The 22268-nt window shown below is 61.0% G+C and carries 22 protein-coding genes and 1 rRNA gene; all 23 read left to right on the top strand.

The window, feature by feature from the left end:
• The first annotated feature begins 91 nt into the window (after positions 1 to 91).
• Positions 92 to 817: a vWA domain-containing protein gene (locus RIN49_RS25000; protein WP_309122867.1), complete on the top strand. Its 726-nt coding sequence runs from the start codon at positions 92 to 94 to the stop codon at positions 815 to 817.
• Complete coding sequence (locus RIN49_RS24995; RefSeq protein ID WP_309122866.1) at positions 810 to 1730, top strand: protein kinase domain-containing protein; 921 nt, start codon at positions 810 to 812, stop codon at positions 1728 to 1730. Before RIN49_RS25000 ends, RIN49_RS24995 begins: the two co-directional genes overlap by 8 nt.
• Before the next feature lie 34 nt (positions 1731 to 1764).
• Positions 1765 to 3207 carry a tRNA lysidine(34) synthetase TilS gene (gene tilS, locus RIN49_RS24990; protein WP_309122865.1) on the top strand — a complete coding sequence of 481 codons (1443 nt, stop codon included), beginning with the start codon at positions 1765 to 1767 and terminating at the stop codon, positions 3205 to 3207.
• A 74-nt stretch (positions 3208 to 3281) separates the two neighbouring features.
• Positions 3282 to 3827, top strand: coding sequence for a hypoxanthine phosphoribosyltransferase (hpt, locus tag RIN49_RS24985; protein WP_309122864.1), 546 nt, complete (start codon positions 3282 to 3284; stop codon positions 3825 to 3827).
• A gap of 96 nt (positions 3828 to 3923) precedes the next feature.
• Positions 3924 to 5867, top strand: coding sequence for an ATP-dependent zinc metalloprotease FtsH (ftsH, locus tag RIN49_RS24980; protein ID WP_309122863.1), 1944 nt, complete (start codon positions 3924 to 3926; stop codon positions 5865 to 5867).
• A gap of 213 nt (positions 5868 to 6080) precedes the next feature.
• Positions 6081 to 7019: a quinolinate synthase NadA gene (gene nadA / locus RIN49_RS24975; protein ID WP_309122898.1), complete on the top strand. Its 939-nt coding sequence runs from the start codon at positions 6081 to 6083 to the stop codon at positions 7017 to 7019.
• A gap of 69 nt (positions 7020 to 7088) precedes the next feature.
• Positions 7089 to 8714, top strand: a complete 1626-nt coding sequence (nadB, locus tag RIN49_RS24970) for an L-aspartate oxidase (protein ID WP_309122862.1) — start codon at positions 7089 to 7091, stop codon at positions 8712 to 8714.
• Entirely contained in the window at positions 8704 to 9591 is an 888-nt protein-coding gene (gene nadC / locus RIN49_RS24965) for a carboxylating nicotinate-nucleotide diphosphorylase (RefSeq protein WP_309122861.1), read from the top strand. The genes nadB and nadC overlap by 11 nt, the downstream gene beginning before the upstream one ends.
• Positions 9588 to 10358 (top strand): type III pantothenate kinase, encoded by a 771-nt coding sequence (locus RIN49_RS24960; protein WP_309122860.1) that lies wholly within the window; start codon positions 9588 to 9590, stop codon positions 10356 to 10358. The genes nadC and RIN49_RS24960 overlap by 4 nt, the downstream gene beginning before the upstream one ends.
• Positions 10359 to 10398: 40 nt before the next feature.
• Positions 10399 to 11277 carry an Hsp33 family molecular chaperone HslO gene (hslO, locus tag RIN49_RS24955; RefSeq protein WP_309122859.1) on the top strand — a complete coding sequence of 293 codons (879 nt, stop codon included), beginning with the start codon at positions 10399 to 10401 and terminating at the stop codon, positions 11275 to 11277.
• A gap of 16 nt (positions 11278 to 11293) precedes the next feature.
• Positions 11294 to 12274 (top strand): peptidylprolyl isomerase, encoded by a 981-nt coding sequence (locus RIN49_RS24950; protein ID WP_309122858.1) that lies wholly within the window; start codon positions 11294 to 11296, stop codon positions 12272 to 12274.
• Positions 12275 to 12364: 90 nt separating this feature from the next.
• The gene (cysK, locus tag RIN49_RS24945; RefSeq protein ID WP_309122857.1) at positions 12365 to 13306 is read left to right on the top strand and encodes a cysteine synthase A; all 942 of its coding nucleotides are present in this window, start codon (positions 12365 to 12367) and stop codon (positions 13304 to 13306) included.
• 431 nt (positions 13307 to 13737) lie between these two features.
• Positions 13738 to 15246 (top strand): anthranilate synthase component I family protein, encoded by a 1509-nt coding sequence (locus RIN49_RS24940; protein WP_309122856.1) that lies wholly within the window; start codon positions 13738 to 13740, stop codon positions 15244 to 15246.
• A 36-nt stretch (positions 15247 to 15282) separates the two neighbouring features.
• Positions 15283 to 15864, top strand: coding sequence for an aminodeoxychorismate/anthranilate synthase component II (gene pabA, locus RIN49_RS24935; protein WP_309122855.1), 582 nt, complete (start codon positions 15283 to 15285; stop codon positions 15862 to 15864).
• Entirely contained in the window at positions 15861 to 16742 is an 882-nt protein-coding gene (locus RIN49_RS24930; RefSeq protein WP_309122854.1) for an aminotransferase class IV, read from the top strand. Before pabA ends, RIN49_RS24930 begins: the two co-directional genes overlap by 4 nt.
• The gene (gene folP, locus RIN49_RS24925; RefSeq protein ID WP_309122853.1) at positions 16742 to 17557 is read left to right on the top strand and encodes a dihydropteroate synthase; all 816 of its coding nucleotides are present in this window, start codon (positions 16742 to 16744) and stop codon (positions 17555 to 17557) included. Before RIN49_RS24930 ends, folP begins: the two co-directional genes overlap by 1 nt.
• 20 nt (positions 17558 to 17577) lie before the next feature.
• Positions 17578 to 17949: a dihydroneopterin aldolase gene (folB, locus tag RIN49_RS24920; protein ID WP_309122852.1), complete on the top strand. Its 372-nt coding sequence runs from the start codon at positions 17578 to 17580 to the stop codon at positions 17947 to 17949.
• A complete protein-coding gene (folK, locus tag RIN49_RS24915) occupies positions 17946 to 18458 on the top strand; it encodes a 2-amino-4-hydroxy-6-hydroxymethyldihydropteridine diphosphokinase (RefSeq protein WP_309122851.1) in 513 nt (170 codons plus the stop codon). The genes folB and folK overlap by 4 nt, the downstream gene beginning before the upstream one ends.
• Positions 18410 to 18625 (top strand): helix-turn-helix domain-containing protein, encoded by a 216-nt coding sequence (locus tag RIN49_RS24910; protein WP_309122850.1) that lies wholly within the window; start codon positions 18410 to 18412, stop codon positions 18623 to 18625. Before folK ends, RIN49_RS24910 begins: the two co-directional genes overlap by 49 nt.
• Positions 18626 to 18629: 4 nt before the next feature.
• Complete coding sequence (gene dusB / locus RIN49_RS24905; protein WP_309122849.1) at positions 18630 to 19646, top strand: tRNA dihydrouridine synthase DusB; 1017 nt, start codon at positions 18630 to 18632, stop codon at positions 19644 to 19646.
• 131 nt (positions 19647 to 19777) lie between these two features.
• The gene (greA, locus tag RIN49_RS24900) at positions 19778 to 20257 is read left to right on the top strand and encodes a transcription elongation factor GreA (protein ID WP_309122848.1); all 480 of its coding nucleotides are present in this window, start codon (positions 19778 to 19780) and stop codon (positions 20255 to 20257) included.
• 82 nt (positions 20258 to 20339) lie between these two features.
• The gene (gene lysS, locus RIN49_RS24895) at positions 20340 to 21851 is read left to right on the top strand and encodes a lysine--tRNA ligase (protein ID WP_309122847.1); all 1512 of its coding nucleotides are present in this window, start codon (positions 20340 to 20342) and stop codon (positions 21849 to 21851) included.
• Positions 21852 to 22177: 326 nt separating this feature from the next.
• A 16S ribosomal RNA gene (locus RIN49_RS24890) occupies positions 22178 to 22268 on the top strand; the annotation flags it as partial.

Here is a 22268-nt window from a genome sequence, read left to right as displayed (position 1 = left end):
TAGGTCTATATCGCTCTCCTTATGGCAATGCTAGGACTAGTAGAAATTTACCGCTAGTCGCTAGATTCAGCCGGAAGGGGAGCGTTTCGTTTTGAAGCAAATCATCGTGATTACCGACGGGAATTCGAATGAGGGGATCAGCCCGATCACCGCGGCGGCGGAGGCGTACGCCAGGGGCGTCGTCGTGAACGTGATCGGCATCGTCGACCGGGAAGCGGCGGGCATGCGCGGGGAACGAGAAATCGAGGCCGTCGCCAAAGCGGGCGGAGGCATCCATAAAATCGTATCGCCGACGAAGCTGGCGTATACGATGCAAATGATGACGCGGCATACGGTGGTGGCGACGATCCAACAGGTCGTCAACGAAGAGCTGCGTTCGATTTTCAAGGACGAGACGGCGTCGCTGGAGACGCTCCCGCCGGCGAAGCGGGCGGAGGTCGTCCGATCGGTGGACGAATGGACGGAGACGGCGCCGCTGAAGGTCGCGCTGCTGATCGATGCAAGCGCGAGCATGAAGCATAAATTCGATGCGGTGCGGGAGGCGGCCTACGACTTGATGCTCAGTATGCAGGCGCGAGCGGGTAAAAGCGAACTCGCCGTGTTACATTTCCCTGGAAATAACTCGAACGCTGTCGAAACCGACGTCGAGTGGACGTGCGAGCTTGCAAAACTAGAGAAGATTCTATATAAATTAAACGTAAAAGGGACGACACCCACCGGGCCGGCGATCTTGGACGCGCTAGCCTTGTTCGGCGGCGTCGGGCGGCCTTCGCCGCGCCGCGCCGCGGACGCCGCTTGGGGGGATTACGTTGTCTGACGCGACTTCCGGAACGATTCGGCTCCGCGCGGGAGACCGCGTGACGTCGAGATGGAGCGGACAATCGATCGCAGTGGAACGGTTTCTCGGGGAAGGTGCCAACGGGAGCGTCTATTTGGCGCGTCTCCCGGACGGCTCTTCCCATTGCGCGTTGAAAATCGGGAACGACATCTATGCGCTGCAATCGGAGATTAACGCCCTGAAATCCGTCGGAGGCGACGCTCCGCGGCTGCTGCTGGCGGACGACGGCTCGTGCAGGGGCGTCTCGTTCCCGTTCTACGTCATGTCGTTCGTGCCCGGGAAGCCGCTCGGGGAAACGTCGTTCGGCGCGGACGCCGGGGCGCTGGCGTCGTTCGGCGCCGACCTGCTCGGGCAGCTTCGCGCGCTGCATGCCGCCGGCTGGGCGTTCGGCGACGTGAAGCCCGACAACGTGATGATCGGCCGGCAGGGCGAGGTGCGCCTCGTCGATTACGGCGGGGCGACGCGGTTCGGATCGTCGGTGAAGCAGTTCACGGAGCTATACGATCGAGGGTACTGGAAGCTTGGGGGACGACGGGCGGAAGCGGCTTACGATTTGTTCGCGTTCGCCGTCGTCATGCTCGAGGCGGCGGGGCTCGGGCGCCGCGTGCGGGCGATCGCGGGGTCGAGCCGCCGGGACAAGGCGAAGGAGCTCGTCGCGCTCGTCGACGAAAGCCCGCTGCTCGCCGGGGAGGCGAACGTGCTGAAGCGGCTGCTGCGCGGGGAATGCGGCGATACCGAGCAGGCGCTAGGCGCTTGGCGCGCCGCCGCCGCGAAGCCGCTGCCGCGGCACGCGCCGGCGGCCGGGGAACGGTGGCCGGCGTATTGGTTCGCCGGAGCGGCGGCCGCGTTCGCCGGAGCCGTCTGGTGGATGAGCGGCAACGGGCTGTCATAAATTGCGAAATTGCGAAAGCGGGGCGGTTGGGCGAATGCTGACGGACGAGTTGACGCGGCGGGCGGAGCGGACCATTCGGGAACGCTCCTTGTTCGCGCATGGCGAGCGGATCGTCGTCGGCGTGTCCGGCGGCGCGGATTCCGTCGCGCTGCTGCACATGTTGTGCGAGCTGCGCGAACGGTACGACTATCGCGTCGCGGCGGCGCACGTCAATCATGGTCTGCGCGGCGACGAATCCGACGCGGAGGAGGCGTACATTCGAGCGTTGTGCGAACGGCTCGGTACGCCTTGCTTCGCGACGCGCGTGGACGTCGCCGGCGCGCTGGCGGCGCACGGCAACAACTTGCAGTCGGCCGCCCGGGCGCTGCGGTTCGAAGCGTTCCGCGCCGCGGCCGTCGATTGGGGCGCGGGCGCGACGGCGCTCGGGCATCACGCGGACGATCAGGCGGAGACGGTGCTGATGCGACTGCTTCGCGGCGCCGGGGCCGGCGGCCTCGGCGGCATTCGATTCGTCGCGGAAGTGAACGGGTTGAAACTTGTTCGGCCGCTGCTCCGTATTAAGAAGACTGAACTCGAAGCGTATTGCGAACGACACGGTTTGGCGCCTCGATTCGATTCGAGCAACGCGAAGCGGACGTACTTCCGCAACGCGATTCGGTTAGATTTGCTTCCTTATATAATGAAGCTTCGCCCCGGCGCGGCGGATTCGCTTCGGCGGGCGGCCGAGCTGAGCGCCGACGAAGACGAGCTGCTCGACGCGCTCGCTTCGGAGCGGGTTCGCGAAGCGACGAAGCGGGAGGGGGGCGCGATCCGGGCCGAGCGAACGGCGTTCCTGGAAGCGCATATCGCTTTACAAAGGCGAATGATTAAAATAATATTAAATAGTCTCAAATTGGATGAAAACGCCATCGATTTCGCCAAAGTGGAACGGATTCGGGAGGCGATCGCAGCTAGCCTGCCCACGACGTTGGAAATCCGGACGAGCGCCGACACGGCGTTCCGAAGGTCGTACGACGCGCTGGAGTGGGGACCTTATCGGCGCGAGGCGCCGAAGCCGTACCGCCGCTCGTTCGACCCCGCCGGCGCCGAAGCCGGCGAAGTGGAGCTCCCCGCCGTCGGAGGATGGATCGAATGGCGGAGCGCGGAAATCGACCGGTTCCGTCCGCCGGAAGCGGCGGATGCCTTCGAGGCTTGGTTCGACGCGGATCGCGCGCCGACGCCCTGGACGGTCCGGACGCGTGCGCCCGGAGATCGAATGGACGTATTCGGTTTAAACGGGAGCAAATCGGTAAAAGATATTTTCGTCGACGGGAAGCTTCCGAAGGCGCGGCGAGACGTCTGGCCCGTCGTGACGGACGCGGACGGGACGCTGCTGTGGGTGCCGGGCTTCCGGCGGGCCGCGGCCGCGCCGGTCGGGCACGGCACGAAGCGGGTCGTCGCGATGAGGCTGCGGTTCGAGGGGAACTTTTTCGACTGACGAGGGTTATGGTTTTTTTCGCACTTACATACGATATTTATACTACCATGGTCAACGCCGACGGGAGGACGAACGTGCGCAACGACATTCAAGAAGTATTATTCACGGAGCAAGACATCCAAGAGAAGGTGGCCGAGCTGGGCCGGCAGATCACCGCGGACTACGCGGGGAAAAATCTCCTCATCCTATGCGTTCTGAAGGGCGCGTTCATCTTCGTTTCCGACTTGGTCAAGAAGATCGACCTTAAGCTCGACATCGACTTCATGGCCGTCTCCTCTTACGGGAACGCGACGAAATCGTCGGGCGTGGTGAAGATCGTCAAGGATCTGGACGCTCCGGTAGAAGGCCGGGACATCTTGATCGTAGAGGACATCATCGACAGCGGGTTGACGTTGTCTTATTTGATCGACGTACTGGAGCGCCGCAACGCGCACTCGGTCAAGGTCGTGACGATGTTCGACAAGCCGCATCACCGTACAGTCGGTCTAGAGGCCGATTATAAGGGATTCTTGATTCCGGACGCGTTCATCGTCGGATACGGCTTGGACTACGCGGAGAAGTACCGGAACCTGCCGTACGTCGGCGTGCTGAAGCCCGAGGTATACTCCGGACATGCGTAAAGACCGGGCGCGCGCGACCCGCGCGAGGGCCGAGCTTTGTTGTGATGCGGGTTTCCGCTATGATACAATATACTCACGCCTGAGAGGAGGTAGGGAATGAACAAGATCGTCCGGAACACCGGATTTTATCTGATTATTTTCTTAGTCACCGTCGGAATCGTGCACTTCATCAGCAACCAGAACAATCAAGAAGACTCGCTGAACTTCAGCGAATTCCGACAAGCGCTCGATGCGGGCGAAATCGCAGAGGTCACCGTTCGGTGGGACGGATATTCCTACTTAATTAGAGGGAAATACGAGGGGGCCGCGCCGGAGGATCCGTCATTCGTGACGAGAGCGCCTCTAGACGGCGATTTGTTCGAGATGTTGAAGACCAGCGGGGTTGTAGAAACCTACGAACGCCAAGAGGGCGAACCGCTGTGGATCGCGTTTTTAACGGGCATCGTGCCGTTCATCCTCATCTTCGTACTGTTTTTCTTCCTGATGAATCAAGCGCAGGGCGGCGGCGGCAAGGTGATGAATTTCGGCAAGAGCCGCGCCCGTCTATATAACGAGGAGAAGAAGAAGGTGACGTTCGAGGACGTCGCCGGGGCGGACGAGGAGAAGCAGGAACTCGTCGAAGTGGTCGAGTTCTTGAAGGATCCCCGCAAGTTTTCCGCGGTGGGCGCCCGAATTCCGAAGGGCGTGCTGCTCAACGGTCCTCCGGGTACCGGTAAGACGCTGCTTGCGCGCGCGGTAGCGGGCGAAGCGGGCGTACCGTTCTTCAGCATCTCCGGCTCCGACTTCGTGGAGATGTTCGTCGGCGTCGGAGCGTCCCGCGTGCGGGACTTGTTCGAGAACGCGAAGAAGAACGCGCCTTGCATTATCTTCATCGACGAGATCGACGCGGTCGGCCGCCAACGCGGCGCCGGACTCGGCGGCGGTCACGACGAACGCGAGCAGACGCTGAACCAGTTGCTCGTCGAGATGGACGGCTTCGGCGTGAACGAAGGCATTATCATCATCGCCGCGACGAACCGTCCGGACATTCTGGACCCGGCGCTGCTCCGCCCGGGCCGCTTCGACCGCCAGATTACGGTCGATCGTCCGGACGTCAAGGGCCGCGAAGCGGTGCTGAAGGTTCATGCGCGGAACAAGCCGCTGGCGAAGGACGTCAAGCTCGAGTCCATCGCGAAGTACACGACCGGCTTCACCGGCGCGGATCTCGAGAACTTGCTGAACGAAGCGGCGCTCATCGCCGCTCGCCGGAACAAGAAGGACATCGGCATGGCGGAGATCGAGGAAGCGATCGATCGCGTCATCGTCGGTACGCAGAAGAAGAGCCGCGTCATCTCCGAACGGGAGAAGAAGATCGTCGCGTATCACGAGGCCGGCCATACGATTATCGGCTACCACCTCGAGAACGCCGACATGGTGCATAAGGTCACGATCATTCCTCGCGGCCGCGCCGGCGGATATCTCATGATGCTGCCGAAGGAAGACCGGTACATGATGACGAAGAACGAGCTGCTCGATAAGGTTACGGGGCTGCTCGGGGGCCGCATCTCCGAGGAGCTGTACATCGGCGAAGTCGGCACGGGCGCGTCGAACGACTTCCAGCGCGCGACGGCGATCATCCGCTCGATGATTACCGAATACGGGATGAGCAAGCTCGGTCCGATGCAGTTCGGCACGACGCAAGGTCAGGTGTTCCTCGGCCGCGACATCGGGCACGAGCAGAATTACTCCGATCAGATCGCATACGAGATCGACCAAGAGATGCAGCGCATGATCAATGAGTGCTACGAGAAGGGCCGCGACATCTTGAAGAAGCACGAACGCGAAGTGCACCTCATCGCGCAGACGCTGCTCGAGAAGGAGACGCTCGACTTGGAACAGATCGAAGCGCTCATCAAGAAAGGGTCGCTCGAATCGCTCGAATCGGGCGAAGGCGCCGCCGAAGCGCCGTCCTCGAAGGACGACATTCGGATCAATATCGGTACGCAGGAAGGCGACGGCGCGAAGAAGCCGCCGACCGACGGAGAGAACGAAGAGAAGTAAATGGTGGAGGCGCCGCAGGCCAGTAGCGGCGCCTTTTTTGCGTCGTTCCGGGCTTTTTCCGTAATTGACACCTCCTGAAAGATTCTGTATTCTTCATATAATCGTACTTTTTTTCACAAACTACTCATATATGTGCACGGGGACCGGACCGCGGCTTCGCGGAATGGATTCGAACCAGGCGGAGAAGGAGTGGGTCGAATGGGCGCGCCTACCATGGAGGCTTTAGCGCTGGAGCGCAAACAAGAGCAAAACCGCGAGCTTCGCGAGCGGCTAGCGCAATTAAAGAAAGAACGGAATGCCATCATTCTCGCACATTATTATCAGCGCGACGAAATTCAAGAGGTCGCCGATTTTCGAGGCGATTCGTTCCTGCTGGCTCAGAAGGCGGCGGAGACGGACGCGGACACGATCGTGTTCTGCGGCGTCCACTTCATGGGCGAGAGCGCCAAGATTCTCGCGCCGAATAAGACCGTGATCATTCCGGACGAACGGGCGGGCTGCCCGATGGCGGACATGGTGAACGTGGAAGGGCTCCGGGAGCTGAAGCGCAAGCACCCGAACGCGAAGGTCGTTACGTACATTAACTCGTCCGCGGAAATCAAGGCCGAGACCGATATCGTCTGTACGTCCGCCAACGCGGTGAAGGTCATCCAGTCGGTCGATTCGGACGAAATCATCTGGGTCCCGGATAAGAACCTTGGCGATTACGTGTCCAAGTTTACCGATAAGAAGATGATCATCTGGGAAGGGTATTGCAACACGCACGACATGCTGACGGTGAAGGACGTCGTCGAGATGCGGCAGCAATATCCGAACGCCTTGTTCGTCGTCCATCCGGAATGCCGTCCGGAGGTCGTCAAGCTGGCGGACTTCGTCGGCAGCACGACGGCGATCATCGACTACTGCAAGAAGTCGGATCACCAAGAGTTCATCGTCGGCACGGAAGACGGGACGGGATATCAGCTTCGCAAGGACAGCCCGAACAAGAAATTCCATTTCGCGTCTAAGTATTTGGTGTGCCCGAACATGAAGGTCAACAACTTGAAGAAGCTCGTGCGCTGCCTGGAGACGATGCAGCCGGAGATTCACGTGCCGGAGGACGTCGCCGAGCGGGCGAGACAATCGCTGGAACGCATGCTGCAAGTGAAGTAACATGCCGCGTACCGGGCGGACGGGACCGGCGGCCCTCCGCCCGGCAGCGTAGGAAGGCAGGAGTACCTCATGATTCCTAGAACGCTAATCGATATAGATATCGCGGCCTTGCCCCGAGTCGAGACGGACGTCATCGTCATCGGCTCGGGGATTGCCGGTTTATACACCGCTTTGAAAGCGGCGGACGCGAAACAGCGCGTCATGATGATCGCGAAGAAATCGCTGCTAGAGAGCAATACGCGGTACGCGCAGGGCGGCATCGCGGCCGTCATCTCGGACGAGGACTCGCCGCTGTACCATCGGCAGGATACGCTTATCGCCGGCGCGGGTCTTTGCACGTCGGCCGCGGTCGACGTGCTCGTGCACGAAGGGCCGGACGGCGTCCAGGAGCTGATCCGATTCGGCACGCAGTTCGACCGCGAGGACGGCGGGGAATATGCGCTGACGATGGAGGGCGCGCACAGCCAGCGCCGCATATTGCACGCGCAGGGCGACGCGACGGGCGCGGAGATCGTTCGCGCGCTCGCGGCCGAGACGCGGCGGAACGAGCGGATCGAAGTGTGGGACGACCACTTCTGTCTGGATCTCGTCACGGATCAAGGCGAATGCTGCGGCGTCGTCGTCGAGCGTCCGTTCGGCGGCGAGCGGGTATTCGTGATGGCGAAGGCGACGGTGTTATGCACGGGTGGGGCCGGGCAGTTGTACCGGTACACGACGAATCCGGAAATCGCCACCGGCGACGGCATCGCCATGGCGTTCCGCGCCGGCGCGTACGTGCAGGACGTCGAGTTCGTGCAGTTTCACCCGACCGCCTTGACGTATCCGGGGGCGCCTCGGTTTCTGATTTCCGAGGCGGTTCGGGGCGAAGGGGCCGTGCTGCGCAACATCCGCGGCGAGCGATTCATGGAGCGCTATCACCCGCAGCTCGAGCTCGCGCCGCGGGACGTCGTCGCAAGGGCGATCGTCAGCGAGATCGACAAGACGAAGTCGACGTTCGTGTATCTTGATCTGACGCACGAATCGCAGGACGTTGTGAAGGCTCGTTTTCCGACGATTTACGAATTTTGTCTGCGGTACGGGTTGGATCTGTCGAGCGACTGGATCCCGGTGGCGCCGGCGGCGCATTACATGATGGGCGGCGTAAAGACGGACCTTCACGGCGAGACGAACGTCCGCCGGCTGTTCGCCTGCGGCGAGGTGTCTTCGACGGGCGTCCACGGGGCGAACCGTCTCGCGAGCAACTCGCTGTCGGAAGCGATCGTGTTCGGGCGCCGCATCGTCGAGCGCATCCGCGCGCTGCCGCCGTTAGAACGCGATCCGGAGTTCCATGTCGTGCTCGGCCGGACGGACGCGTCGACCCAGCCGGTCGTCGAGCGGCGGCTGAAGCTGCAGAAGTTGATGCTGCGGTACGCCGGTCTCGTACGGAACGAAAAAGGGTTGAAGAAAGGGCTGGAGGAGCTGCGCAAGCAATCGTCGTTGTTCATGACGAAGCTGTCCGGCCGAGAGCAATTCGAATACGCCAACTTGTTGACGTTGGCGCTGTTGACGGTGCTGGCCGCCCTGCGGCGGGAGGAAAGCCGCGGCGCGCATTATCGAGAGGATTTCCCCGAACGGGACGATATCGTCTGGAAGAAGCATATCGTACACCATCGGGATTTCGGAGTAGCGGAGGAGAGTTTGCAGCATGGCGGTTGATTCGATGACGCTTGATTTGTCGATCGTTCGGGACCAAATCCAAGGGTGGCTTCGCGAAGACGTCGGTCCGGGGGACGTGACGAGCCGCTCGATCTTGCCGGAAGACCATCGAAGCAAGGCGGTCATCCACGCGAAGGAAGCCGGCGTCGTCGCGGGCTTGCCCGTGGCGGAAGCCGTATTCGCCGAGGTGGATCCGGCGCTTCGCGTCACGCGGATCGCGACGGAAGGCGCGCCGATCGCGGTCGGCGACGTCCTGCTCGAGCTGGAGGGGAGCACGCTTTCGATATTGACGGGCGAGCGGCTGGCGCTGAACCTGCTGCAGCGGATGTCCGGCATCGCGACGACGACCCGCGCGTACGCGGCTGCGGTCGAAGGCGTGACGCCGGCGCCGCGCATCGTCGATACGCGGAAGACGACGCCGGGACTGCGGCTGCTCGAGAAGTATGCGGTGCGCGTCGGCGGCGGGCATAACCACCGGTTCGGCCTGTTCGACGCCGTTCTATTGAAGGATAATCACATCAAGGCCGCAGGCGGCGTGAAAGAAGCGGTCGCGCGCTCTCGGGCGGCCGTTCCGCATACGATGCGGGTCGAGGTCGAAGTGGAAACGATGGAACAGGTAGAGGAAGCTATCGAATCGGGCGCGGACATTATTATGCTCGACAACATGGCACCGGCGTCGATGGCGGAAGCGGTGTCGCGAATTCGCCGCGCCTCCCCGCGCACGGTCGTCGAAGTGTCGGGCGGCGTAAACTTGACGACCGTACGTACGATCGCGGAAAGCGGCGTAGACGTCATCTCCGTCGGCGGCCTGACCCACTCGGCGAAGTCGCTCGACATCTCGCTCGACCTGGGCGGGAAGAAGGGCGCTCGCGCATGATTCTCGTCGTCGACGTAGGCAATACGAATATCGTTTTGGGCTTGTATGAGCGCGAGACGTTGCGCTTCCATTGGCGGGTGGCGACCGACCGGTCGTCCACCGCCGACGAGTACGGCATTCTCATCTGCAGCCTGTTCCAACATGCCGGCGTTCGCGTGGATGATGTGGAGGGCGTCATGATTTCTTCCGTCGTTCCGCCGGTGAACGCCATGCTGGATCACATGTGCCGCAAATACGTGCGGCGCGTGCCGGCGTTCGTCGGTCCCGGCATTAAGACGGGCCTAAACATTCGGTACGAAAATCCGAGGGAAGTGGGCGCGGACCGTATCGTGAACGCCGTCGCAGGCATTCATAAGTACGGAAGCCCCTTAATCGTCGTCGATTTTGGTACGGCGACCACCTTTTGTTATATTGATGAAAAGGGCGATTACATCGGCGGCGCCATCGCGCCCGGCATCGGCATCTCGACCGAGGCGCTGTACCAGCGCGCGGCCAAGCTGCCGCGGATCGAGCTGGCGAGACCGCGCAGCACGGTCGGCCGCACGACGGTCGCTTCGATGCAATCCGGCATCATCTTCGGCTTCGCGGGTCAAGTCGACGGCATCGTGGAACGCATCCGCGAGGAGTTCGGAACGCGCCCTCGCATCGTCGCCACCGGAGGACTTGCGGAGATGATCGCCGGGGAGTCGAAGACGATCGATACGATCGACCCGTTATTAACGTTGGAAGGCTTGCGTTTGATCTACGAACGCAATCGCGTCAAATGAGGCGCAAGACGCGCCCGAGAGCGGAAGGAGAGAAACGAGCTTGAACGATTATTTAGTACGGGCGACCGGACTGCAGGGGAAGGTTCGCCTGTTCGCCGCGCGAACGACGGAGGTCGTGGAAGAAATACGAAGACGGCACGACTTGTTCCCGACGGCTGCGGCCGCGGTTGGTCGGACGGCGACGGCGGCCGCGATGATGGGCGCGATGCTGAAAGGCGAGGAGAAGGTGACGATTCAGGTGAAGGGCAACGGCCCGATCGGCCAGATCGTCGCCGACGCGAACGCGAAGGGCGAAGTGCGCGCTTACGCGGACAATCCGCATTCCCATCTGCCGAGCAACAGCTTAGGAAAGCTGGACGTCGCCGGCGTCGTGGGCACGGAAGGGTTTATTTACGTCATCAAGGATTTAGGGCTTCGCGAGCCGTACCGCGGCAGCATCCCGATCGTTTCGGGCGAGCTCGCGGAAGACTTCACGTATTATTTCGCCAAGTCGGAGCAAACGCCTTCCGCCGTATCGCTCGGGGTGCTCGTCGATACCGACTACTCGATCAAGACGGCCGGCGGTCTTATTCTTCAGCTGCTGCCCGGGCTCGAGGACGACGAAATCGCCGAGCTCGAGAAGCGGCTCGCAGCCATCCCGCCCGTCACCTCGATGTTGGAGCGGGGATTGACGCCGGAGGATATGATGCGAGAGCTCGTGGACGACATCTCCGCCGTGGAGCGTCTGGAGCTGCGGTTCCAATGCTTCTGCTCGCGGGAACGCGTGGAGAACACGTTGGTGTCGCTCGGCAAGGAAGAGCTGGACGCCATTATCGAGGGGGAAGGCAGCGCCGAGGTGGTATGCCACTTCTGCAACGAAAAATACGGCTTCGATCGGCCGGAGCTGACGACGCTGCGGGAGCGGCTGGACGCAAAATAGAATCGGTGGGAGAGCGATGTCGAGAGAAAAATGGCTTTGGGGACTGTGCGGCGCATTAGCCGCGCTCTCGGCCGCGCTGGCGGTGCTTCTCGCGGTACCGGGTCCGTCCGGAGGCGATGCCGCGCCGCCTCCCCCGGCCGACCGGCCGGACGGACAAGGCTCGGGAACGGCGGAAGAGGGCGACGGAACGGGGAAGCGCAAGATCGCTCAAGCCGGCTCGGTCACGTTGTACGAGGACGAATTTTTGGAGGAGCTTCGGGACGCCTTCGGAGCCGAATTCGTGCGGCACTGGTTGAAGGAAACCGTCGTCCGCTTGGAGGCGCAGTCCTTGGGCATTAACGTGACCCGGGCCGACATCGACGAAGAGCTGAACCGGATGCAAATCGGGTACGAGAGCGAAGCGGAATTTTATCGCGTGATGAGAGAACAGCTCGGCATGTCCGAACAGGCGCTACGGGACGACGCATTATATAGGCTCATGCTGGAAGGGGTCGCGACGGCCCGCATCCAAGTGACCGAAGCGGACGTGGAGGCGTATATCGAGGAGCATCCGGAAGAATTCGCCCCGATGCACGACATTCGGTACGCGCAGATCGTGGTCGACAGCAAGGAACGCGCCAATCTCGTGCTGCAGCAGCTGGGGAAAGGCGTCGCGTTCGACCTGCTCGCGAAGGACGTCTCGCTCGACGAGACGACGGCGGCCGCGGGGGGCGATTCGGGTTGGGTGTCCGCGGACGACCCGTTCATCCCGTCCGAGGCGGCCGAGGCGCTCGGCGCGATGAGCGTCGGCGACGTCAGTCCGCCCTTGTCGCTCGAGGACGGCCGTTGGATGATCGTCACGCTCCTCGGCCGCCGGACGATCGATCCGTTGGACGATTCCAACGTACGGGAAGAGCTGAAGCGCGAGCTTGCATTGGCGCAGGCGCCGTCGTTATTCGACGTCGAAGCGATGCTGCTCGAGAAGTACAATGCAGTTGACTTTCTCGATGGCGATTGATAAGATGGAAACAAAACCGACCTAATTACTCGGGATTATCCTTCTCACCGTAAGTCGGGCGGGTCGGATCTAAGGAGGATTCATACCATTATGGCCAAATTAGTCCAGAACATCACGCAACTCATCGGAGACACGCCTCTCGTTAAGCTGAACCGAGTCGTGCCGGAAGACAGCGCTGAAATTTACGTAAAACTCGAGTACCAGAACCCGGGCGCGAGCGTTAAGGATCGGATCGCGATCAACATGATCGAAGCGGCCGAGCGCGAAGGACGGATCAAGCCGGGCGACACGATCGTCGAGCCGACGAGCGGGAATACGGGCATCGGTCTTGCGATGGTTGCCGCCGCGAAGGGGTATAAGGCGATCCTCGTCATGCCGGAGACGATGAGCATCGAGCGCCGCAACCTGCTTCGCGCTTACGGCGCGCAGCTCGTTCTGACGCCGGGACCGGAAGGCATGAAGGGCGCGATCAAGCGCGCGGAAGAGCTTCAGGCGGAGAACGGCTACTTCATGCCGCAGCAATTCAACAACATCAACAACGTGGAAATCCACCGCCGCACGACGGGTCCGGAAATCGTCGAAGCGATCAAGTCGCACGACGGTCAATTGGACGCGTTCGTCGCGGGCATCGGTACGGGCGGCACGATTACGGGCGCGGGCGAAGTGCTTCGCGAGAACTTCCCGGGCATTCAGATCGTCGCGGTCGAGCCGGCGGCTTCGCCGGTATTGTCGGGCGGCAAGCCAGGCCCGCATAAGATTCAAGGCATCGGCGCGGGCTTCGTTCCGTCGATCTTGAACACGGAAATTTATAACGAAATCATTGCAGTGGAAAACGACGACGCCTTCGCGACCTCCCGCCGCGTAGCGAAGGAAGAGGGCATCCTCGGCGGCATCTCGTCCGGCGCGGCCATCTTCGCGGCGCTGCAAGTGGCGAAGAAGCTCGGCAAAGGCAAGCGCGTCGTCGCGATCGTGCCGAGCAACGGCGAGCGTTACCTCAGCACGCCGCTGTACAACTTCGAAGAAAACCAATAATCGTTTCATCGGTTGGAAGCACCGCCGAGACCTTAGGGTCCGGCGGTGCTTTTTTGTGCAAAACGCCGGGGTAGAGGTATTGTATTTTTGTATCGTCGAATTTTATCTAACTTAGAAATTTATCTACGATGGGAATAAAGAGGAGGTCTTCCCCCTTGGACAAACGAAGCATCGTTCGTTTCCATCAGGCTTTAGGCGATAGAGACGGATACGTCCTATGCGAGCGAGGCTATGATCGCCTTCATGCGGGACGTCTTCGAAGAGGACCCTTGGACGTTGATCGCGCCGGGATGGAGCATTGGATGATCGTTCGCGTTCCGGGCGGGTATTTCGTGCAATCAAAGGAATGCTGGCGCAAGTGATCGTGAATTTCGGCGCGAAATGCAGTATACTGAGGCAATAGTTTTCGAAGAACGGCGGTCGAGGGACGCATGATCACGTACGGACAATGGGTGGATTGGAACGAGCGCTACAATTGCCTCCCTTACATTGAGGCTTTCGATTATACGGCTTCGCCGGTTCGAAGCTGGGAGCGATTGTGGGAGGAAGCGGGAGAAGCCGCGGTCGTGCTGGAGAGCGGGAAGGCCGGACGATATACGTTCGTCGGCGCGGAGCCGGCGGAGTGGGTGACGGGCGGGTTGACCGAGGCGGTTCGGCGCAAGGCGAGCGGCGGTCCATCGGACGGGGAGCGGCTCATCGGGCCGCCCCTACAAATATTGCGGCGGTGGATGGCCGAGTTCGCCTCGCCGCCGGTGCCTCGCGCGCCTAAGTTTACCGGCGGCATCGTCGGTTACCTGGCGTACGACGTCGTCCGAACGATCGAGCGTCTGCCGGACGAGGCGGCTGCGGACTCTCCCGTGCCGGACTACTTCTTTATGCGGTTGGAGAAGCTATGGATCATCGACCATGTCGACCAACGGCTCTATTGCGCGGCGTATAAGACCCGCCTTCAGGACGAGCGGCGGGACGGCGAGGCGCTTCGCGCGCATTACGAGGAGGCGCGGGCGGCCGTTGCCGAGATGAAGCGGGCGTGGGACCGATGGACGCAGGCGGAAGCGCCGCCGCTGGACATCCCCGAAGCGCTCGACATCGACGTCGAACGAATGGCGGACGTCCGGCTCAGCTTGCCGAAGGAGCGGTACATGAACGCGGTCGAGCGGATTCGTGAATATATCGCGAGCGGCGACGTGTTCCAAGTCAATATCAGCGTCCGGCAATCGAAGCCGCTGCGCGCGTCCCCGGAGCGGGTGTTCGAAGCGCTGCGGCGTCTCAACCCGTCGCCGTACATGGCGTTCCTGCGTCTCCCCGGCGGCGAACGCATCGTCTCCGGCTCGCCCGAGCTGCTCGTGCGTCTCGAACACGGCCGCCTGTCGACGCGGCCGATCGCCGGCACGCGTCCGAGGGGGCGGGACGTCGGCGAGGACGGGGCGCTCCGCGAGGAGCTGCTGCTCAGCGAGAAGGAGCGCGCGGAGCATATTATGCTCGTCGATCTGGAACGGAACGATCTGGGAAAAATTTCGACGTTCGGCACGGTTCGCGTCAAGGAACTCATGGCCGTCGAGCACTATTCCCACGTCATGCACATCGTCTCCGAGGTCGAAGGCGAGCTGGCCGAGGGCAGGGACGCGTTCGACTGCATCGCGGCGGTCTTCCCCGGAGGGACGATCACCGGCGCGCCGAAGGTTCGCACGATGGAAATCATCGAAGAGCTGGAGCCGGTCCGACGCGGCGTCTATACCGGCGCGGTCGGGTGGATTGACTATAACGGCAATATGGAATTAAATATTACTATACGCACGCTGGTGTACAAAGACGGAACGGCTCACGTGCAATCGGGAGCCGGCATCGTAATCGATTCCGTTCCGGAGAAGGAATTCGCGGAATCGTTAAACAAGGCGAAGGCGTTGTGGAAAGCGGTAGAAATCAGCGAACGCGCGTAACGAGCGGAGCGGAGCAGAGGAGAGGGAGGCGTTACTATGATTTTGGTCATCGATAATTACGACTCTTTTACGTACAACCTGGTGCAGTATCTCGGGGAGCTTGGCGAGGAGGTCGTCGTGAAGCGGAACGACGAGATCGATCTCGACGGCATCGCCGCGATGCGGCCTGATCATATTTTGATTTCGCCGGGGCCTTGCACGCCGAACGAGGCAGGCGTGTCGCTTGGCGTCATCGAACGGTTTAAGGGAGAAATCCCGATCCTGGGCGTATGCCTCGGACATCAGGCGATCGGGCAGGCGTTCGGCGGCGACGTCGTGCGAGCCGAGCGGCTGATGCACGGCAAGACGTCGCCGATCGAGCATGACGGCCGCACGATGTTCGAAGGGCTGCCGAATCCGTTCACGGCGACGCGCTACCACTCGCTCATCGTGAAGCGGGAGACGCTGCCGGACGTGTTGGAAATTACCGCGCAGACGGCGGAAGGCGAAATTATGGGCCTTCGACACAAGCATTATCCGATCGAAGGGGTGCAATTCCACCCGGAGTCGATCATCACGGAGCATGGCCTTTCGATGCTCCGCAACTTCCTCGACCGGACGCGGGGGACGAACGCATGAAGCTGTGGTGGAACGGAACGATAATCGAAGAGACCGAAGCCGTGATCCCGATAACCGATCACGGCTTTCTCTACGGGATGGGGCTGTTCGAGACGTTCCGCACGTACGGCGGCAAGCCGTTCCTCCTCGAACGTCACGTCGAACGGCTGCGGGCCGGCTGCGAGGAGCTGCGGATCGCGTACGCGCCGGACGCTTCCGAGATCGGAACGGCGGTCGCGGAAGCGCTTCGGGCGAACGGCTTGACGGACGGGTACGTCCGCTGGTCCGTCTCCGCCGGAGCGGCGCCCCTCGGGCTGCCAAGCCCCGCGGGCTACGAAGCGCCGAACGTCGCCATTATGGCGAAGTCGCTTGGGACGAGCGCGGCGGCATCGAAAGAACTGCATGTGCTCAAGCTGACGCGGAGCGGGCCGGAGGGCGGCGTCGTTCGGCGGAAGTCTTTTCATTATATGAATAATGTACTAGGGAAATGGGAGCTCGCGGAACGAACGGCGTCCCCGTCGGCGGAAGGGCTGTTCGCCGACGCGCAGGGTATCCTTGTGGAAGGCATCGTCAGCAACGTCTTCTGGGTCGCGGACGGAGCGCTCCGCACGCCGGCGCTCGATACGGGCTGCTTGCCGGGCATTACGCGCGAAGTCGTCCTGGAGCAGGCGCGGGAAGCCGGCCTCCCCGTCGTCGAAGGACGGTTCGATTGGGAGGCGCTGCTTGCGGCCGACGAAGCGTTCGTTACGAACTCCGTGCAGGAGCTTACGCCGGTCGGGGTATTGTTCGATGCGGACGGGACGGAACGGAAGCGGTGGGCGCCGGATGCGGGACCGGTTACGGAGCGGCTCCGACGGTCGTACCGCAAGCTTACGGGAATCGAGGGATCGCGTACCTAATGGCAATTCATAAAGACCTTGGGCGCCGCACGCTCATTATGGGCATTCTGAACGTCACGCCCGATTCGTTCTCGGACGGGGGAAAGTACACGACGGTCGAGCGGGCGCTCGAGCACGCTCGGCGGTTGATCGCCGAAGGCGCCGACATTTTGGATGTCGGGGGAGAATCGACTCGACCGGGATACGTTCCGATTACCGACGAGGAAGAGACCGCGAGGGTCGTTCCCGTGTTGGAGGCGCTGCGCCGAGACGGCATCGACGTTCCGATCTCGATCGATACGTATAAGAGCGCCGTCGCGGAAGCCGCGCTTGCGGCGGGCGCAACGATCGTCAACGACGTATGGGGCGGCAAGAAGGATCCTCGACTGCTGGAAGTCGCCGCGAGGCGCAACGCGCCGGTCGTCCTTACGCATAACCGGGACCATATGAATTACGGTCCCGACTTCGTCGTCGACGTGTTTCACGACTTGAGCGAATGCATCTGGATCGCAAAGGCGGCGGGCATTCCGGACGACCATATTATTCTGGATCCGGGAATCGGCTTCGCGAAAACCCGTCGACATAATCTTGAGTTGTTGAACCGATTGGAAGCGGTCGCGTCGCTCGGCTACCCCGTACTGCTCGGGACGTCGCGCAAGCGATTCATCCGCGACATTCTGGACGCGGGGCCGGAGGACGTCGTCGAAGGCACGATCGCGACGACGGCGCTCGGCGTGCAGAAGGGCGTCTCGATCGTGCGCGTGCACGACGTCGGGGCGAACGCCAAGGCGGCGCGCATGGCGGACGCGATCGTGCGAAGCGGCGAAGAGTTGTGAACGTAAAAGGGGGAAGCAGTATGGACACGATGAAGCTGGAGCGCATTCAGCTGTACGGCAGGCACGGCGTATTCGCGGAAGAAAACCGGCTCGGCCAGCGCTTCTACGTCAGCTTGGAGCTGAAGCTCGACCTCTCGAAAGCCGGGGAGACCGACGATCTGCAGCATACCGTTAATTACGCGGAAGTATACGGCTTAGTGAAAGACGTCGTGGAAGGCGAAACGTTCAAATTACTTGAAGCGCTGGCAGAGACGCTCGCTTCCCGCATTCTTGACGCGTATGCTAAAATACATGAGGTAACGGTTCGCGTGATGAAGCCGCACCCGCCGTTCGACATCGTGTTCGACGGCGTGACGGTCGAGTTGACGCGCCGCCGAAAGGCGGCGTCATGAGCGTCGCTTATTTAGGCTTAGGCTCCAATATCGGAGATCGGGACGTCTTGCTGGCGCAAGCGATCGAGCGATTGAACGGACATCCTTCGATACGGGTGACCGACGTCTCGGCGCTGTACGAGACCGATCCCGTCGGGTACGAGGATCAGCCTCCTTTTCTCAACATGGCTTGCCGTATCGAAACCTCGCTCGCTCCGGAGGCGCTGCTCGCGTCGACGCTTACGATCGAACGGGAGCTGGGCAGAGAACGCACCGTTCGCTGGGGACCGCGGACGATCGATATCGATCTGCTGCTGTACGACAATACGACGCTTAACACGAAGGACCTGACCGTCCCGCATCCACGATTAATGGAGCGGGCGTTCGTGTTGGTGCCCCTTCTGGATATACTGGATAACAAAGAGCGCGACTGGCTGTCAGGACCCGCCGAGGGATCGGTCGACGCTGCGGGAGTGAGAAGATGGACCAGCAACAATTGGCCGGCAGAATTCGGGCGTTCCGAAAGCTGAAGGGATATACGCAGAACGAATTGTCGGAGAAGCTCGGCGTCTCGGTCGCGGTGCTCGGAGCGGTGGAGCGCGGCACGCGCAAGGCCGAACCGAGATTGCTGCGCGAGATCGCCGACGCGCTCGGCATCGAGAAAGAAGAATTGAACGGAACCGAAGGAGGGAATTGAGAACATGACGAAGACATTAAAGATCGGCAACGTCGAAACGAAAAACAACGTCGTGCTCGCGCCGATGGCCGGCGTGTGCAATCCGGCGTTCCGCTTGATCGCGAAGGAGTTCGGCACCGGCCTCGTCTGCGCCGAGATGGTCAGCGACAAGGCGATCCTGCACGGCAACGCGCGTACGATGGAGATGCTGTTCGTGGACGAGCGCGAGAAGCCGCTCAGCCTGCAAATTTTCGGCGGGGATCGGAACTCGCTCGTAGCGGCGGCGAAGCACGTCGACAAGCACACGAACGCCGACATTATCGACATCAACATGGGCTGCCCGGTACCGAAGGTCGTCAGCTGCGACGCGGGCGCTCGTTGGCTGCTCGACCCGAATAAAATTTACGAGATGGTCTCCTCCGTCGTCGATGCGGTCGAGAAGCCGGTTACGGTGAAGATGCGAATCGGCTGGGACCATGAGCATATTTACGCCGTCGAGAACGCGCAAGCGGTAGAGCGGGCCGGCGGGAAAGCGGTAGCCGTTCACGGCCGGACGCGGGAGCAGCTTTACACCGGCAAGGCGGACTGGGACATGATCCGTCAGGTGAAGGAAGCCGTGAACATTCCGGTCATCGGGAACGGGGACGTCGCTACGCCGGAAGACGCGAAGCGGATGCTCGACACGACGGGCTGCGACGGCGTCATGATCGGCCGAGGCGCGCTGGGCAACCCCTGGATGCTGTATCGGACGGTCGAATACTTGACGAAGGGCGAGCTCCCGGCGGAGCCGGACGCGGCGGAGAAGATGCGCATCGCGATGCTTCATCTCGATCGTCTGATCGCGTTGAAAGGCGAGGCGGTCGCCGTGAAGGATATGCGCAAGCACTTCGCTTGGTATCTCAAAGGGCTGCGCGGCGCGGCGGAAGTGAAGAACCGGATCATGGAAGTGACCACGAGGGACCAAGTCGTCTCGATTTTGGACGGTTACGTCGCGGCGCTCGAGAGCGGGATGTTGGAGCCTGGCGCGCTTTCCGTTGTTTGACATTTGCTCCCCCTTGAAATATAATCGTCAATAATTTAAATCCTGCTTGTGTTGATTCGGCCCCGCTGTTCATATAGTAATCACAAGTCGGAATACCGAACCAAATTTTCAGACGACGGGAGCTACTTAAAATGACGGAGAAAGAGGTCATTTTAACCCAAGAAGGGTTGAAAAAATTAGAGGAAGAGCTGGAGCACCTCAAGTCGGTCAAGCGCCGCGAAGTCGCCGAACGGATCAAGATCGCGATCGGGTACGGCGATATTAGCGAGAATTCCGAATACGAAGACGCTAAGAACGAACAAGCCTTCATCGAAGGCCGGATCATCACTCTCGAGAAGATGCTTCGGAACGCGCGGATCATCAACGACGACGAAGTCGACACGAACACGGTGAGCGTCGGATCGATCGTCATCTTGGAAGATCTCGAATTCAAGGATACGGTCGAGTATTCGATCGTAGGCAGCGCGGAGTCCGATCCGCTGCAGAACAAGATTTCGAACGAGAGCCCGGTAGGCAAGGCGATCCTTGGCAAATCGAAGGGCTCGATCGTCGACGTGAACGTGCCCGCCGGCGTCATTCAGTATAAAATCATCGATATTAAGAAGAAGTAATATAGCCCGACGACCTTGAGAGCTTCCTTCGGAGGCTTTTTTGGTTCATTGGGCTTGTCCTTCATTCGTAGGAGTGAGAATCATGAGCGATACGGTCCAACCACAAGAAATCGAAGTTAGCGAGCTGCTGCAAATCCGGCGGGACAAGCTGGATGCGCTGCGAGAGCTCGGCGTCGATCCGTTCGGCAAGCGTTATGAGCGCTCGAACTACGCAGGAGATGTACTGAAGGCATACGCGGAGACGACGGGCGAAGCGCTCGACGCGAACCCGATCGAGGTCAGCCTGGCCGGCCGCATTATGCAAAAGCGCGGCATGGGCAAGGCTTCTTTCGCGCATGTGCAGGATTTGACCGGCCGCATTCAAATTTACGTCCGCGAGGACGAAGTCGGAAACACGTTATACAAGGCATTCAACCTGCTCGACCTCGGCGATATCGTCGGGGTGAACGGCGTGCTCTTCCGCACGAAGACCGGGGAGCTGTCCGTGAAGGCGAAGTCGATCGAAGTGCTGACGAAGTCGCTGTACCCGCTGCCGGACAAATTCCATGGTTTGACGGACGTGGAGCAGCGTTACCGTCAGCGGTACGTGGACTTGATTACGAATCCGGAAGTGCAGCAGACGTTCATTACCCGTTCCCGAATCATCCAAGCGATGCGGCGGTACTTCGACGGCCTCGGTTTCTTGGAAGTCGAGACGCCGACGCTGCATGCGATCGCCGGCGGCGCCGCGGCCCGTCCGTTCGTGACGCATCATAACGCCCTCGACATGCAGATGTACATGCGGATCGCGATCGAACTTCATCTGAAGCGCTTGATCGTCGGCGGTCTCGAGAAGGTGTACGAGATCGGCCGCGTGTACCGGAACGAAGGCGTATCGACGCGCCACAATCCGGAGTTCACGATGCTCGAGCTGTACGAGGCGTACGCCGATTACCAAGACATCATGAAGCTTACGGAAAATGTCATCTCGCACATCGCCCGCGAAGTGCTGGGCACCACGACGGTCCTGTACCAGGGCGTCGAGGTCAATCTGGCGCCGCCGTTCCGCCGCGCGCATATGGTCGACCTGATCAAGGAAGCGGTCGGGGTCGATTTCTGGGCCGAGATGAGCGACGAAGAAGCGAAGCGATTGGCGAAGGAGCATAACGTTCCGGTCGAGCCGTCGCATACGTTCGGACATATCGTCAACTCGTTCTATGAGCAGTTCGTGGAGGAGAAGCTCGTTCAGCCTACGTTCGTTTACGGGCACCCGACGGCCATCTCGCCGCTCGCGAAGAAGAACGAAGCGGATCCGCGCTTCACGGATCGGTTCGAGCTGTTCATCGTCGGCCGGGAGTACGCGAACGCGTTCACCGAGCTGAACGATCCGATCGATCAGCGGCAGCGGTTCGAAGCGCAGCTGCTGGAACGGGAGCAGGGGAACGACGAGGCGCACGAGATGGATCACGATTTCGTTCGTGCGCTCGAATACGGCATGCCGCCGACGGGCGGTCTCGGCATCGGCGTCGACCGCCTCGTGATGCTGCTTACGAATGCGCCGTCCATTCGCGACGTGTTGTTGTTCCCGCATATGCGGGCGCGTTCCGTCGAGTAATAGGCTTAAGCGCTCGGCCCCCTGTCGGGGGCCGAGAAGCTTTACCGAGAAATGGTCGAAAAGAAACACTTGCATTGGTCTAGGCGGTTGTGATATATTATTGCTTGTCGCCGCGAGAACGGCGGCGCCGAAATAACGAAGCGGCAACGGTGGGAAAACATTGCCGGTTGCATCGATGGTTTCGGTGTGGTACATTAATAGTCCGGCCTTGAGCCGACAGCTTGTTCCTTGAAAACTGAACAACGAGCGCATACGCGCTGTGAGCTTCGGCTCATAGCAAAGTTTTGAAAGCTAGCTTGTAATGAGCGCAGTAGTTTGAACTACCCTTTTTGGAGAGTTTGATCCTGGCTCAGGACGAACGCTGGCGGCGTGCCTAATACATGCAAGTCGAGCGGAGTTGTTCCTTCGGGGACAGCT

It is taken from the genome of Paenibacillus sp. (assembly GCF_031177825.1).
Lineage (GTDB): Bacteria > Bacillota > Bacilli > Paenibacillales > YIM-B00363 > Paenibacillus_AE.
The sequence above is the reverse complement of the archived record's forward strand: the minus strand, read 5'-3'. Positions and strand labels throughout refer to the sequence as shown.

What these genes read in the sequence shown, in the direction of transcription:
- tilS (WP_309122865.1), top strand. Translation starts at nt 1,765, where the DNA reads ATGCTGACGGACGAGTTGACGCGGCGGGCGGAGCGGACCATTCGGGAA.
- ftsH (WP_309122863.1), top strand. Translation starts at nt 3,924, where the DNA reads ATGAACAAGATCGTCCGGAACACCGGATTTTATCTGATTATTTTCTTA.
- nadA (WP_309122898.1), top strand. Translation starts at nt 6,081, where the DNA reads ATGGAGGCTTTAGCGCTGGAGCGCAAACAAGAGCAAAACCGCGAGCTT.
- nadB (WP_309122862.1), top strand. Translation starts at nt 7,089, where the DNA reads ATGATTCCTAGAACGCTAATCGATATAGATATCGCGGCCTTGCCCCGA.
- nadC (WP_309122861.1), top strand. Translation starts at nt 8,704, where the DNA reads ATGGCGGTTGATTCGATGACGCTTGATTTGTCGATCGTTCGGGACCAA.
- RIN49_RS24960 (WP_309122860.1), top strand. Translation starts at nt 9,588, where the DNA reads ATGATTCTCGTCGTCGACGTAGGCAATACGAATATCGTTTTGGGCTTG.
- RIN49_RS24950 (WP_309122858.1), top strand. Translation starts at nt 11,294, where the DNA reads ATGTCGAGAGAAAAATGGCTTTGGGGACTGTGCGGCGCATTAGCCGCG.
- cysK (WP_309122857.1), top strand. Translation starts at nt 12,365, where the DNA reads ATGGCCAAATTAGTCCAGAACATCACGCAACTCATCGGAGACACGCCT.
- RIN49_RS24940 (WP_309122856.1), top strand. Translation starts at nt 13,738, where the DNA reads ATGATCACGTACGGACAATGGGTGGATTGGAACGAGCGCTACAATTGC.
- pabA (WP_309122855.1), top strand. Translation starts at nt 15,283, where the DNA reads ATGATTTTGGTCATCGATAATTACGACTCTTTTACGTACAACCTGGTG.
- RIN49_RS24930 (WP_309122854.1), top strand. Translation starts at nt 15,861, where the DNA reads ATGAAGCTGTGGTGGAACGGAACGATAATCGAAGAGACCGAAGCCGTG.
- folP (WP_309122853.1), top strand. Translation starts at nt 16,742, where the DNA reads ATGGCAATTCATAAAGACCTTGGGCGCCGCACGCTCATTATGGGCATT.
- folB (WP_309122852.1), top strand. Translation starts at nt 17,578, where the DNA reads ATGGACACGATGAAGCTGGAGCGCATTCAGCTGTACGGCAGGCACGGC.
- folK (WP_309122851.1), top strand. Translation starts at nt 17,946, where the DNA reads ATGAGCGTCGCTTATTTAGGCTTAGGCTCCAATATCGGAGATCGGGAC.
- RIN49_RS24910 (WP_309122850.1), top strand. Translation starts at nt 18,410, where the DNA reads ATGGACCAGCAACAATTGGCCGGCAGAATTCGGGCGTTCCGAAAGCTG.
- dusB (WP_309122849.1), top strand. Translation starts at nt 18,630, where the DNA reads ATGACGAAGACATTAAAGATCGGCAACGTCGAAACGAAAAACAACGTC.
- greA (WP_309122848.1), top strand. Translation starts at nt 19,778, where the DNA reads ATGACGGAGAAAGAGGTCATTTTAACCCAAGAAGGGTTGAAAAAATTA.
- lysS (WP_309122847.1), top strand. Translation starts at nt 20,340, where the DNA reads ATGAGCGATACGGTCCAACCACAAGAAATCGAAGTTAGCGAGCTGCTG.